Here is an 11,503-nt window from a genome sequence, read left to right as displayed (position 1 = left end):
AAGGGTTCCGATCAGCGTGCGAAGCGGTGGGGCTCGGCAATGCCGGGCAGGCCCTGGCGCTTGGCCGGCAGGATCGAGCCGCGTGGATCGGAGGTGGAGGTGACGGCGCCGCGGGCAACCCAGGCCTGCAGATCCTCGATGGCATAGACGACCCGGCCGCCGAGCTTGCGATAGGCGGGACCGGTTCCGTAGGTACGGTGCTTCTCGAGCGTCCGGGGCGAGAGGCTGAGGAAGACGGCGGCTTCCTTGGTGCGCAGGTAGCGTGGCGGCAGCGGGACAGCGTCGGGTCGCATGGATCGAACCTCCGTGGGCGATCTCGGGCCGCTGGTCATCAGCGGCGGATGGCGATCACGGTGGCGAAGGGCAGCCGTCGAGGGGGATGGGGAAGTTGAGGGGGGCGAAAATCCCCACCCTCAGGATGCCGGCGATGCAGCTATGGTCTTCTGCGATGACGCAGGAGCTTGAGATAACCGCCGCCGATCATGGCGAGGCCGCCTTTGACGAGGCCGATGACCTTGTCGCGCAGCGCCGAGGTTTTCCAGGGCTCGGATGCCACGCGCTTGTGGCCGTAAAGGACCATGGCGATGTCGCGGTAGCTGGCGCCGTTCGCCCGACCATCGGCCGCCAGCATCATGGTGCGCAGCCGGCCACGCTGCTGCGCGGTGACGCGGGTGTCGGGGATCGTCGGCCGACCCTCGACGGCGCGCCAGAAACGGGTCAAGGCCTCCACCCTCCCAATCGTGTCCGCATCCAGCGGGATCAATGCCGCCAGCGGCGCGTCGGGGCGAGTCTCAGCCAGCAGCAGCACCTGCGAGGCATGGCGTGCCGGACCATGGACCCAGTATCGTCCCTCGGTGCTATCGCGCGGCGCAACCATGCCATCGAACGACACACTGGCCGCGCCCGGAAGAAACGCGGGTTGCTGGGTGAGAACCACGATTGCCGGATCGACAACCGGCGACCACGGGACGTTCTGTTCCACAGCGGAGAGAGATGGCCGCGCGGCGAAATCGCAGCCCCCAGCGTTGCTCCACCTCCCGGGGGAGCGGGTCGGCATCCGAGCCGGCCGTCACGAGGGACTGGTAGTGGTCCTGGTAGGTCTCGTCCCGGCGCAGGCATTCCCAGGCGAGGCCTTCGACGGAGAGGTCGTCGAAATAATCGTAGCTGGCGCTATCGCGCCAACGCGATGTGTCCGGCTTCATTTTCTCGGCTCCGCATCACTGGCGTGCGTGTCGAGCAAGGACAATCAGGGATTAAGGGTATTGGGGGAAGCCGGCCGGGGAGCATCGCGTGATGCGACTGCGGCATCACCCCTGCGAACGGGCAGCGACGTCAGACAATACGGCTGAGGAGGTCCTTGTAGCCGCTGGAGGCCACCCATCGGGCGCGCGCCAGATGGCTGTCATGGACGCGCTGGGCACGTTCGGGCTCCCGAGCCGCGTCGATGCCGAACAGCACCGAGGCGATCTCCTCCCAGCCAGCGCCATCCGCCGTGGCATCGAGCAGGCGTGCATAGAGCTTGATATGCCCCCGGTCGTAGTCGGTGAGCTCGGGAGCGGTAGGGACGGTATCTGCAAACGCGTCGGTCATGTCACACCACGTTTCCATGCCTGGCGCAGCCTTCGTCCCTTCTAGACGACGACGGATCGTGAAGCGAGCCAGCGCGCTGGGAGCGTTCCCAGGGTCGCTCGATAAGCGCTTGGCATCGGGAGTGCCGCCGTCTAACCCGCTAGGGTCACTTGATTACATATTATAGTTGATAAGCTCAAAGTGTGTAAATTGCGATCCGTCTGCGCATGGATATGCGCAAGCTGGTCGGCCGGAATTTCGCGCGCCTACGTCAGGAGAAGGGCCTGACGCAGGAGGACGTGGAAGCGCGCTCCGGTTTCAGCCAGCAGTACATCAGCGGCCTGGAACGCGGACGACGCAATCCGACAGTGATCACCCTCTACGAGCTGGCTCAGGCGCTGGGCGTCAGCCACGTCGAGCTGGTGCAGCCCGACGGTAACGACTGACCGGCGAACCTGATGGTAGGAAAGCCCCGGCCTGAACCGGCCGGGGCCTTGGGTGGCTCACTCGCCACGGCGCCCGCTCGGTCGGGACCAGATCAGCGAGAAGGTGTCGCCGTCCTCGTCGTCGAAGAGGTTGGCGTAGATGGGGGCGTTGAAGCTCGGGTCGTCGAGCTTGAGGCCCAGATAGTCGCGGCCCTCGCTGGAGCGCTTGGACCAGGCGGCGCCGATCTCGATCCGGCCCACCAGGACTCGGTGGCTGGGCGCGTTCTCGCCGTTGGCCCGCAGGTCGGGGACGATGCGCACGCCCTTGGCCTGGACGCTGAGGGTGACGATCTCGCCGGTGAACTCGTTCGCGCCGGTCTTCTTGAAGGTGCCGATGGTGGCCATTGTCGATCTCCGTCTTCCGTTTCCGAGCCCACACCGTTGCGGCCTCGATGGCGATCGAAAGGCCGCGGGCGAGCGACGCCGCATCCCGCCGGGCCACCGGCTTAGGGGCCGCAGCGCAGCGGAGGACGGCGCAGAGGCGGCTTTCTTGTTCCGCGCGGAATGGGCGATCCGGGCCCCCGAAGGGGTGGTCGTCCAGGGGAAGAAAGTCGTGACGCGCCGTTGCGGCATAGGCTGTCGAGGCGCAGCCGTCCTGCGGCCAGATCCGCCCATCAGAGAGGCCGTATGGAGCGCGCGATGACGGATACCGACGGAGAGGATGGCCGTTGGGTGCCCATGAAGAGAGGGAACGGAAATTTCGGCGTACATCCCGGTGGCTCGTGGCATGGCGAGCCTTCGTTGCGATCCACATGCTGAACCGGCCGCTTCCGAAGCCCGGAGCGTAAGCGCGTCTTAGGGCACCGCCTGTCCCTCGTTTCGGCTGGGAAAGATCGCTGGTCGCCAACGCTCCCGCGCTTCACAGCCCCTCGTCGCAATGGCTCCAGGACGAAATCGGCGGGCCTCCGGAGCTACTGATGCTCTCCTGGGAGCTGGGCCTGGGCGCGAAGGAGACCCGGCTGTTTGGACGGGCGCCGGCACCTTCGTGACTTGCTTGAACGCCGCAATGCCAACCGCCACCGCACCTATTGCGGCGAAGGAGGCCTGCCAGATGCTTGACGGCACGAGGTAGCGAACGATGCCGAAGATGACGCAGTAGCCGCAGACCATGGCCGGCATCACGAACGCACCCACGACGATCGTCCTTGCCCAAAGGGAGCGGGTCGTCAGGATCAGGACGTGACCGGCGCCGAAGACAAGGAGGGCGGCGGCGGTCCCGAGAACGACAGCCCCAATGGCGCCTGCATCGCGCTGATAGGCCCAACTTGCCGCTGTGATCCCCATGATGACGGGGAGTGCCAAGGTCGCGAGCTCGAACAGCAGCCAACAGAACAGGCCCGCGGCAATGCAGGCGACGATGATAACGGGCATGATCATGGCGGCGGCTCCGCAAAGGTGGGGCGCTCGCGCCTCCACCACCGCGGCGCGACAATCAGGATAGCAACCGAAGAAATCTCCCGGAATCCTTGAGCTGGGAATATCCGGGACACCCTCCGTTATCTGGCGAAGGGATCAATGTCCCGGACGATCTGGGAGGCATCCCCATCGAACTCGTCGGCAGGAACGACCGACAGGCTGCCGTCTCCGGCGCGGAAGATCACGATGACGACCATCAGGGTCTTGGCAAGGCTAAGGGCGAAGGCCTGTGCATCGGTGGAGGACATAGGGTCCGGCTCCTGCTCGAAGCGGAGGACCATCCCCCGCTGACAGGCGCCCGACGGGTCCGGCCGTGGGCTGCAATCACCGCGATCGCGAAGCGGGAGCGGCGGCACGCTGTGCGTAGCCGACCCCTTGCGGGTTGATGGCACCAGGCCCTCGGCCGGCACCTAAGGATCAGCGCAGGAAAGCGGGGGTGGACCGTTGCTTGAAGATCGGCAGGTGTGGCCGTCTCTTCGCATGCGCTGGCTCAGGAGATTTCGTTCAGCTCGACGCCTGATGAGCGCTGGTCCTGCTCGCCAGTCCGCTGAAAATCGATGCCGAGAACCTCATTCCCGTGAAAAGCGATAAGGCCCCGTGAAATCAGATTCCGGAGATGGGGAACGGCAGCGCTCATGCGCCGCCCGACCCGAACCGATAGACCGGAATGCCGAGCTTGCGGGCCTTGTCGGCGAGATTGTCCTGGATGCCCGTGCCGGGGAAGATGATGACCCCGATGGGCATGACCGAGAGCATCTGGTCGTTGCGCTTGAAGGGGGCAGCCTTGGCGTGCCGCGCCCAGTCCGGCTTGAAGGCGACCTGCGGCACCTTGCGGGCATCGGCCCAGCAGGCGGCGATCCTCTCGGCCCCCTTCGACGAGCCACCGTGCAGCAGCACCATATCGGGGTGCTTGGCGTGCACCTGGTCGAGCTTCGCCCAGATGAGCTTGTGATCGGCCGTGTCACCGCCGGAGAAGGCGATCCTCGGACCTGCTGGCATCAGCACCTCGATCTCCGCGCGCCTGCGGGCGGCGAGGAAATCGCGGCTGTCGATGAGGGCTGCGGTGAGGTGCCGATGGTTCACCAGCGACCCGAAGCGGGGGCGCCAGGCTGATCCGGTGTGGCGCCCAAAGATGTCGGCGGCTTCGTCGCGCATCAGCTCGAAGGCATCGCGGCGCTCCACGAGGCTCTGGCCCTCGGCGATGAGGCGCTCCAGCTCCACCGAGCGCACCTCGCTTCCGTCCTGCTCCTGCTGGCTGCGGCGCTGGCCTTGCTCGTTATCGTCGAGGGTGCCGGCGATGCGGCCGGCGGCACGGTGGAACAGATGGACCGTCGACCACAGGAGATCGGGAAGGTCGGGCTCCAGGCGAGTATCCTGAAGCGTCGCGATCAGCGCATCGAAGATGTCTGCGATGGCACCGGAGATACGGTCGGCCTCGGGAAGCGGCCGGGGATCGGGCTCGTCCCCGAAGGAGCGGTAGCCGTAGAGCTGAAGGTCCTGCAGCAGGTGATCGGTTGGAGACGAGGCGTGGGGTTCGTCGTGCTCTGCGCTCATGGGATGCTCCGTCGGTTGGACCGCAGCCTTGCGGCCTTCATGGCGACGAAGCCGGCGGGCGGGACGGACCCGCACCCCGCGGGCAGCGTGGGGCCGGAGCGCAGCGGAGGATGGCGAAGGCCAGGGATTTTGTTTCGCGATGGAACGCCGCGTGTCGGGGCCCTGCGACGCCTGCGTCGTGGGGAAGCACCGGCGACGGAAAATCACCGGCCGGAGCCATTGCCGGTCCGGGACGACTGCCGGCCGATCGCCCTCTGGAAGGCCTGGCTGCGGGTCCTCTGTCGGCGGTGAGCCTCAGAGCGTGCCGTTGGCGCATCCCCACTCCCAGCTCCTCCAGGTCACGGGCTCAACGCCATGAAGCGGCTGACATCCTCAGGAGCAAGCAGGCATCGCAGTTCAGCCCGCACCGCATCGACCCCAAAGGCGCGCAGATCCTCGTTGAAGTCTCCGAGAGCTGGTGAGAGCACGATGGCCTCGATCCCGGCAAAAGCCGCTCGTGCGATAAGGCTGTCCCGTGCCCTGTTGCCGGCAGGATCGTTGTCGCAGACGATGTAGAGCCGCCGCAGCCTGGGTGGAAAGGCGATGACGGCGAGGTGTGCGGCCGAGAGCGCCGCTGCCATCGGGAGGCTGGGCAGCGCTGTGCGCACGGAGAGGATGGTCTCGATGCCCTCGCCGGTGGCCATCACGTCGTAAGGTCTGCCGAAGCGAACCGCATGCTCCAGCAGGTGGCCCATAGCGCGCCGGGGTGTGGCGATGTTGGCCTTGTCCGATCCATCCGGAGCGAGCCATGTCCGGTGGATGCCCATGATCCGTCCCGTGAGATCGGTGACGGCCGCGATCATGGCTGGCAGGAGTTGAGTGGACCCGTGTGCATCTGGACGATAGTAGCAGCGTGGGTTGAAGCGCAGGCTGCCGGTTTCGTGCAAAGCCGTGATGCCGCGGTTCCGCAGATACGTCTCCACGATTGTGCCCGGAATAGGCTTTGCGGCTGCAAAGAGCCGTCGTGCCGAGGTGACCGGATCACGTGAGGAACATTGCTTTCCGCCATGAGGAGCTTCCGCGCCTTGTGAGATTGGTGGAAGGTGCAGAAAGGCTTCAGCCTCGGCGACCACTTCGGTGAAATTGGACAGGCCCCGGCTCTCCCGGATCACGTCGAGGAGGTCGCCGTGTTCCCCCGTGGCCGCATCGGTCCATTTGCCGGCCGGGCCTTTTACGGTGTCCATCAGCCGCACGAACATTGAGCGGCCGGGCGTGTTGCGGGCATCACCCACCTGCCAATAGTGCCCTTGCCGCCGACCAGCGGAGAGATAATGGCGGCAGACTGCCTCCGCCTGCCGCCCCAGCCGCCGGGCGAGATCGTGCGCAGCATCCGTCATGGGGACGCTCCAAGAAAATGGCCCGCCGTCCGGGCCACGCGATAGGGGATCGCGGAGCCACAGGCGGCGGGCCAAGTTGCCCGGGGAGGATTATTCGGCAGCGATCGAGGAGGAGATCGCTTCGGGCTCCTCAGTGTCGGCGAGGTCTTCGCTGTCGGCCATGGCCGTTTCGCCGTCGGTCTCCGCCGTTTCCTCGCCGACGGTGTCCAAGGGCAGGGTCCGCAGCGCCTCCGGGAGCCAGCCGCTGTCGGCGAGGAGGGTCTCGGCCTCCCGGGCCATGTCGCCCTTCTTGAGGTGGGCGATCCGCTCGGCCGGGCGCTCCCCCTTGGCCTCGGTCACCGCCTGCAGGATGCGGGCCTTGGTGACCCTGCCGAGGAAGGTGTCCACCGTGGGCTTCCATCCGACGGCTGCCATGTCGAGCGACACCGCCTGCGCCAGCCTATCGGCATGGGCGAAGGCGCGAGGACGGCGGTTCCAGGCCTCATGCACCGCATTGACCGATAGGCTCACCACATGGGCGAACAGTGCGGCCCGGCTGTCGAGGTCCCACCCGCTCAAGGTGTCCCAGAGCGAGCCGGACTCCTTGGGCAGAGCCTTGACCCAGCTCTCATGCCGGACACGGATCGCCTCGGCCGAGACGCTGTCATTGAGGCCCGGCGCCTGGGCATTGAACGAGACGCTCTTGAGATCGAGCTCAAGGCAGCTGTCCGAGCCATAGACGTAGAAGGCCTTCAGCGTGAGAGCGTGGACAGCCGCGAGGAAGGCCACATCGGGCTGCTCGCCCAGCGCATGGCGCAGGCCGAGGGTCCGATGGGTGGTCAGCTCCGTGAGCAGCCGGTCGGAGATGGGGGTGAGGCCGTTTTCTTCCTCGGGCTCCGCAGGTGCATCGCACGCCGCTGCCTCCTGGTGCGGTGCCGAGGGCATGGCGGACCCGTCATCGCTCTCGGCGGAACGGTCTTGGTCCTCCTCGACGGGTATCTCGTCCTCCGGGCGGACATAGCCCCGCTCCACCCGGAGCTTGCCGTCCTGAGCGATGCTGACGAAGGCGCCGGCCCGGGCGACCTCCGCCGGATCGAACACGAGGGGCCGCGTCTCGAAGGCCTCCAGCATCGCCTCGAGCTCACCGAGCCGCACGTCGACCTCTTCGGGAAGCTCGTCGACATCGGCATGTTCTTCGGACAGACGATCGTACTCCGCCTGGGCGGTCGCCCGCGCAGCCTCCTCCTCTTCGGTTCGCGGCGTGGGCTCGCCCCTCAGCTGGCGCAGGCCGTAGGTGTGGCCATAGGCGAAGTCGGGCGCCACCTCGATCCACTTCCAGCCTTCGCTCCGGATCACGTCGGCCTCGGCGGCGAGCTTCTCCGCCACCATGCGATCGACGAGGGTCACATCCTGCAGCCAGCCACCGTCATCCCCCTGGAACAGGTCTCGCAGCACGATGCCGCCGGCCGCCTCATAGGCCTTGATGCCGATGAACCGGGTCCGCTTATCGGATGCCCGGACCGCACCCTCCGTCAGCATGCGCCGGATGGCATAGGGCTGCTTGTCGTAAGCCTGGGCGAGACGGTCCAGCACCTGCTCCTGCCGCTCATGGTCGCCCGATACGGTGAAGGCCATGAGCTGGTCGAGGGTGAGACCATCCTCGGCATAGGTGTCGAGCAGCTTTGGTGAGACAGAGGCGAGCTTCAGCCGCTGCTTCACCACGGCGACCGAGACGAAGAAGGCAGCGGCGATCTCCTCCTCGGACTGGCCCTTCTCCCGCAGAGCGAGGAAGGCGCGGAACTGGTCGAGGGGATGAAGCGGAGCCCGCTGGACATTCTCGGCAAGGGAATCCTCCTCGGCGATACCGCCCTCGCGCACGATGCAGGGGATCGGCGCGGTCCGGGCAAGGCGCTTGCGCTTCACCAGCAATTCCAGCGCCCGGTAGCGCCGCCCGCCAGCCGGAATCTCATACATGCCGGTCTCGACGCCATCGGCATCGACAACGGCGCGGACGTTGAGGCCCTGGAGCAGCCCGCGCCGGGCAATATCCTCGGCGAGCTCCTCGATGGACACGCCCGCCTTCACCCGGCGGACGTTGGACTGGCTGAGTACCAGCCTGTTGAAGGGGATGTCGCGGGAGGACGAAAGGGTGATCTTTTGAACGGCCGTAGCCATGGGATGTTTCTCCGCGACGGGCGGCCGGAGAACCTCTCTCTGGCCTCCAACCCGTCACGAAGCACGGCGCGGCCCTCTTCCTCTGAGGGCCGCGCCGCAGAACCGATGATCCGGAAATCCGGAACAACACGAAGCCGGAGACACTGCATTCCACATCTCCGGCAATGCGGATCTCAGGCAACGCGATCGAGAAGCTTTTTCGCCCGAGCCTCCAGATCGAGACGCGCATCCTGGTGGGGCTTGTCCCGCGCCACGGCGGTGATGCCCTGCACGAAGTCGAAGATGCTCTCGGGTTTCCGGCCCTCCTCGGCGAGCACGGTGTCGATCACCTTCTGCGTCTCGGCCTTGGAAAATCCTTTGCGGCGCAGAAACTCGGTGCGGTCCTCGTCGGTGCGCGCCACGATGCGCTCGCGTGCCGCCCTGATGCCGTTGACGAACGGCATGGGCGAGGAATTGGCAAAGCGCTCCAGGGCCGGCGCGGCCTGATGGGCGAAGCGGGATGCGGCATACTTCGAGTGTCGGATGGTGATCTCCTCGAAATCCTCGACGCCCCAGAGGTTGCGGTTCTGGCAGACCGCCCTGAGATAGAAGCTGGCGATCCCCAGCGTCTTCGCACCCACCTCCGAGTTCCAGCAATAGAAGCCTCGGAAGAAGAGGTCCGGTGAGCCATCCGGCAGGCGGCCGGCCTCGATGGGGTTGAGATCATCCACCAGGAACAGGAAGACGTCCCGGTCGGAGGCGTAAAGGGTGGTGGTGTCCTTGGTGATGTCGACGCGGGGATTGTAGATGCCTGTCGACCAGTCGAGCACGCCCGGCACCTTCCAGCGGGTATCGCCGGTGCCGTTGCCGGCAATACCGCGCACGGCGTCCACCAGCTCATGGTCATAGATGCGGCCGTAGTCCGGGCCGGTCACGGCCCGGAGCTCGACACGGCCGTCCTCGACCTCCAGCGTCTTGACCTGCTCGGCGCGATGCGTAAGCAGCCCGTGCTGCAGGTTGATGCCGGCCAAGGGTGCTGGGAGCTGACGCAAATAGGCGGCGGGCGCCCCTATGAGGCTCGCAAGCTGGCCGAAGCTCCAGTGGGTCGGCGCAACAGGAGCCTCCGCCCCCGGCAGCGCGAGCGTCAGCCGGTCCGGCGCCTCTCGGCTCGCCTCGACGCGGATGGCGGCGCTCTCCACAGTGCGTGTCCGGCTCCGGTCGGACCGGCCGCGCACCGCACCATACAGCTCAGACAGAGACAGATAGCGCTCGTCCCCCGGCCGGGAGAACCACTCGGACGACACCCGCCCATTCCTCTCGCCGCGGCTAGCGTCGATTCTGTACCCGCCCGACGCTTCCCGGCACGCCTCTAGAACCTGAATCTCAGTCATGGGACCAAACTCCATGACGGGCGCCGGGAGCCTCACTCCCGGTCCTCAACCCGTCGCGGAAATCCGATCCAACCTCTCACTTTAGGAGTTCGGGAGGCCCACCATCTTCGAAGCCGTTAGTCAATTGATTGAGCTCAGTTCACCACCCAGCGCTTCACCGAGGCGCTGTTGGGGGCCGCGACGTCTAAATCTCCACGGATGGCTGCGGGCGACGGATGGACAACGTGTTCATCGAGCGCCTCTGGCGATCCCGGAAAGACGAGTGCATCTTCCTCGACACCTTCGAGACCGACACAGACGCGCGGGCCGGGATCGACTGGTGGATCACCTACGATAGCCGCACGAGGTTCCGTTCCGCCCGCGGCGGCAAAACGCCGGAGTAGGTCCACAGGGCTCGAGATGGTATCGACACATCGACGTAACGGATACCAGTACCAAGCTTAGCAAAGCAGCCAATGCGGGACCACCTCAGACCACTGGATGGATCATTTCCGACACGGATGTCTCGACGGCTGCTGCACCGGAGGTAGGTTGCAAGGATGCTTCTCGGACTGCACTCACCCGAGCGCTGGCGGCTTCTCACACCAGCCAACATTCAGACACGTCGACTTTGGGGCTGGGGCCATTCAATACAGAAGATACTGGGGGCGTCGGAACCGAAGCCGTGTCAGAGTGGCCAACTCTTGATTGCGTCGGACTTCGGCGGAGATCATAGCAAATCGACCCATCTGATCTATTGCTACCTCATTATCCACGGAGGAACTCCAACGTGGTTGTCCGCTGTTCGGACGGCGCGCCGTGAGCATCTGCCAGACGGGAGAACGCTGTCCTATAAGCGCCTGGATGATCCGGCTCGCCAACAAGCGCTGGTGCCATTTCTGAAAGCGGCTGCGAGCCTCGACGGCCATTTGGTCGCGATTGCGGTAGACAAGAGGAAAAAGTGGCTCTCAACCGTTCCGAATGCAGCAGAGGATTTCCGTAAGGCTCTTCAGTTAAAGGCCTCCTGGAATGCTCGAGCGCTGGAGGCCATGCTGCGGAAAGTGCAATTTACCGCCATCTTGCTCTCCATCTGGTCGCGTCCATATGCCAATGTAACCTGGATAACCGACGAAGACGAGTTTGTGGCGAATGACACGCGTCATGACGATGCTCTCCAGGCCGTCGCACGTATGTGCTCGTTCTATTTCCAGCACCCGATGGGTGTTTTTCGGCTGAACACCACCGGGCAAGACCTTGAGAATCGCGATTTTGAAGATCTCTGTGCGATTCCCGACCTCGCCGCCGGAATGCTTTCAGAGGTTTCTACCCGTCTGGCTCAGGTAGGTAGCTGGGAAGGTCGCATACACAAGGTGCTCGACGGCGAGCTCCCTTTCAAGACTGAGCTGATCGCCGACTGGTTCTGGGATACGGAAATGACCCTTCGGAAGACCCTGATCACAATCGATCTTGAGGGTTCGCGCTTCGCCGTTCGGAAGATCTCGACACAAAATGGTGACATCTCTCCGAACTAAAAATCCGAAGAAAGCAGAGGGTCATCATAGATTCATGGCAGTAACCTAGCTCTACCGCTTCTCCCGCA

At 65.2% G+C, this 11,503-nt stretch carries 14 protein-coding genes; 3 read left to right on the top strand and 11 right to left on the bottom strand.

Annotation, left to right across the window (positions count from 1 at the left end; translation table 11 throughout):
* Nucleotides 1-11: 11 nt before the first annotated feature.
* The 4 genes from ACE3QW_RS22215 to ACE3QW_RS22200 all read right to left on the bottom strand — a co-directional run bounded on the left by ACE3QW_RS22215 (nt 12) and on the right by ACE3QW_RS22200 (nt 1,608).
* Nucleotides 12-293, bottom strand: a complete 282-nt coding sequence (locus tag ACE3QW_RS22215) for a helix-turn-helix transcriptional regulator (protein ID WP_374254080.1) — start codon at nt 291-293, stop codon at nt 12-14.
* A gap of 140 nt (nt 294-433) precedes the next feature.
* Complete coding sequence (locus ACE3QW_RS22210) at nt 434-892, bottom strand: DUF2285 domain-containing protein (RefSeq protein WP_374254079.1); 459 nt, start codon at nt 890-892, stop codon at nt 434-436.
* Nucleotides 858-1,202, bottom strand: coding sequence for a transcriptional regulator domain-containing protein (locus tag ACE3QW_RS22205; protein WP_374254077.1), 345 nt, complete (start codon nt 1,200-1,202; stop codon nt 858-860). Before ACE3QW_RS22205 ends, ACE3QW_RS22210 begins: the two co-directional genes overlap by 35 nt.
* 130 nt (nt 1,203-1,332) lie before the next feature.
* The gene (locus ACE3QW_RS22200; RefSeq protein ID WP_374254075.1) at nt 1,333-1,608 is read right to left on the bottom strand and encodes a DNA -binding domain-containing protein; all 276 of its coding nucleotides are present in this window, start codon (nt 1,606-1,608) and stop codon (nt 1,333-1,335) included.
* A gap of 188 nt (nt 1,609-1,796) precedes the next feature.
* Here ACE3QW_RS22200 and ACE3QW_RS22195 point away from each other — a divergent pair, with 188 nt between their 5' ends.
* Nucleotides 1,797-2,015, top strand: coding sequence for a helix-turn-helix domain-containing protein (locus ACE3QW_RS22195; RefSeq protein ID WP_237353990.1), 219 nt, complete (start codon nt 1,797-1,799; stop codon nt 2,013-2,015).
* Nucleotides 2,016-2,072: 57 nt separating this feature from the next.
* Here the strand turns inward: ACE3QW_RS22195 and ACE3QW_RS22190 are convergent, their stop codons facing one another.
* The 7 genes from ACE3QW_RS22190 to ACE3QW_RS22160 all read right to left on the bottom strand — a co-directional run bounded on the left by ACE3QW_RS22190 (nt 2,073) and on the right by ACE3QW_RS22160 (nt 9,924).
* The gene (locus ACE3QW_RS22190; RefSeq protein ID WP_237355859.1) at nt 2,073-2,399 is read right to left on the bottom strand and encodes a DUF736 domain-containing protein; all 327 of its coding nucleotides are present in this window, start codon (nt 2,397-2,399) and stop codon (nt 2,073-2,075) included.
* 450 nt (nt 2,400-2,849) lie between these two features.
* Nucleotides 2,850-3,431, bottom strand: coding sequence for a hypothetical protein (locus ACE3QW_RS22185; RefSeq protein WP_237355858.1), 582 nt, complete (start codon nt 3,429-3,431; stop codon nt 2,850-2,852).
* A gap of 119 nt (nt 3,432-3,550) precedes the next feature.
* Nucleotides 3,551-3,718 carry a hypothetical protein gene (locus ACE3QW_RS22180; RefSeq protein WP_237355857.1) on the bottom strand — a complete coding sequence of 56 codons (168 nt, stop codon included), beginning with the start codon at nt 3,716-3,718 and terminating at the stop codon, nt 3,551-3,553.
* Between the two features lie 385 nt (nt 3,719-4,103).
* A complete protein-coding gene (locus tag ACE3QW_RS22175; RefSeq protein WP_374254072.1) occupies nt 4,104-5,024 on the bottom strand; it encodes a DUF2493 domain-containing protein in 921 nt (306 codons plus the stop codon).
* 338 nt (nt 5,025-5,362) lie between these two features.
* Nucleotides 5,363-6,400, bottom strand: a complete 1,038-nt coding sequence (locus ACE3QW_RS22170) for a toprim domain-containing protein (protein ID WP_237355855.1) — start codon at nt 6,398-6,400, stop codon at nt 5,363-5,365.
* Between the two features lie 90 nt (nt 6,401-6,490).
* Entirely contained in the window at nt 6,491-8,554 is a 2,064-nt protein-coding gene (locus tag ACE3QW_RS22165; protein ID WP_237355854.1) for a ParB/RepB/Spo0J family partition protein, read from the bottom strand.
* Between the two features lie 173 nt (nt 8,555-8,727).
* Entirely contained in the window at nt 8,728-9,924 is a 1,197-nt protein-coding gene (locus ACE3QW_RS22160; protein ID WP_237355853.1) for a DUF932 domain-containing protein, read from the bottom strand.
* Nucleotides 9,925-10,139: 215 nt separating this feature from the next.
* Here ACE3QW_RS22160 and ACE3QW_RS22155 point away from each other — a divergent pair, with 215 nt between their 5' ends.
* Nucleotides 10,140-10,307: an integrase core domain-containing protein gene (locus ACE3QW_RS22155; protein ID WP_371745042.1), complete on the top strand. Its 168-nt coding sequence runs from the start codon at nt 10,140-10,142 to the stop codon at nt 10,305-10,307.
* Between the two features lie 156 nt (nt 10,308-10,463).
* Complete coding sequence (locus tag ACE3QW_RS22150) at nt 10,464-11,435, top strand: hypothetical protein (protein ID WP_374254069.1); 972 nt, start codon at nt 10,464-10,466, stop codon at nt 11,433-11,435.
* Nucleotides 11,436-11,503 lie beyond the last annotated feature (68 nt).

It is taken from the genome of Xanthobacter sp. (genome assembly GCF_041911315.1).
Classification (GTDB): Bacteria; Pseudomonadota; Alphaproteobacteria; order Rhizobiales; family Xanthobacteraceae; genus Xanthobacter; species Xanthobacter aminoxidans.
The sequence above is the reverse complement of the archived record's forward strand: the minus strand, read 5'-3'. Positions and strand labels throughout refer to the sequence as shown.

What these genes read in the sequence shown, in the direction of transcription:
- ACE3QW_RS22215 (WP_374254080.1), bottom strand. Translation starts at nt 293, where the DNA reads ATGCGACCCGACGCTGTCCCGCTGCCGCCACGCTACCTGCGCACCAAG.
- ACE3QW_RS22170 (WP_237355855.1), bottom strand. Translation starts at nt 6,400, where the DNA reads ATGACGGATGCTGCGCACGATCTCGCCCGGCGGCTGGGGCGGCAGGCG.
- ACE3QW_RS22180 (WP_237355857.1), bottom strand. Translation starts at nt 3,718, where the DNA reads ATGTCCTCCACCGATGCACAGGCCTTCGCCCTTAGCCTTGCCAAGACC.
- ACE3QW_RS22200 (WP_374254075.1), bottom strand. Translation starts at nt 1,608, where the DNA reads ATGGAAACGTGGTGTGACATGACCGACGCGTTTGCAGATACCGTCCCT.
- ACE3QW_RS22195 (WP_237353990.1), top strand. Translation starts at nt 1,797, where the DNA reads ATGGATATGCGCAAGCTGGTCGGCCGGAATTTCGCGCGCCTACGTCAG.
- ACE3QW_RS22155 (WP_371745042.1), top strand. Translation starts at nt 10,140, where the DNA reads ATGGACAACGTGTTCATCGAGCGCCTCTGGCGATCCCGGAAAGACGAG.
- ACE3QW_RS22165 (WP_237355854.1), bottom strand. Translation starts at nt 8,554, where the DNA reads ATGGCTACGGCCGTTCAAAAGATCACCCTTTCGTCCTCCCGCGACATC.
- ACE3QW_RS22160 (WP_237355853.1), bottom strand. Translation starts at nt 9,924, where the DNA reads ATGACTGAGATTCAGGTTCTAGAGGCGTGCCGGGAAGCGTCGGGCGGG.
- ACE3QW_RS22190 (WP_237355859.1), bottom strand. Translation starts at nt 2,399, where the DNA reads ATGGCCACCATCGGCACCTTCAAGAAGACCGGCGCGAACGAGTTCACC.
- ACE3QW_RS22175 (WP_374254072.1), bottom strand. Translation starts at nt 5,024, where the DNA reads ATGAGCGCAGAGCACGACGAACCCCACGCCTCGTCTCCAACCGATCAC.
- ACE3QW_RS22150 (WP_374254069.1), top strand. Translation starts at nt 10,464, where the DNA reads ATGCTTCTCGGACTGCACTCACCCGAGCGCTGGCGGCTTCTCACACCA.
- ACE3QW_RS22205 (WP_374254077.1), bottom strand. Translation starts at nt 1,202, where the DNA reads ATGAAGCCGGACACATCGCGTTGGCGCGATAGCGCCAGCTACGATTAT.
- ACE3QW_RS22185 (WP_237355858.1), bottom strand. Translation starts at nt 3,431, where the DNA reads ATGATCATGCCCGTTATCATCGTCGCCTGCATTGCCGCGGGCCTGTTC.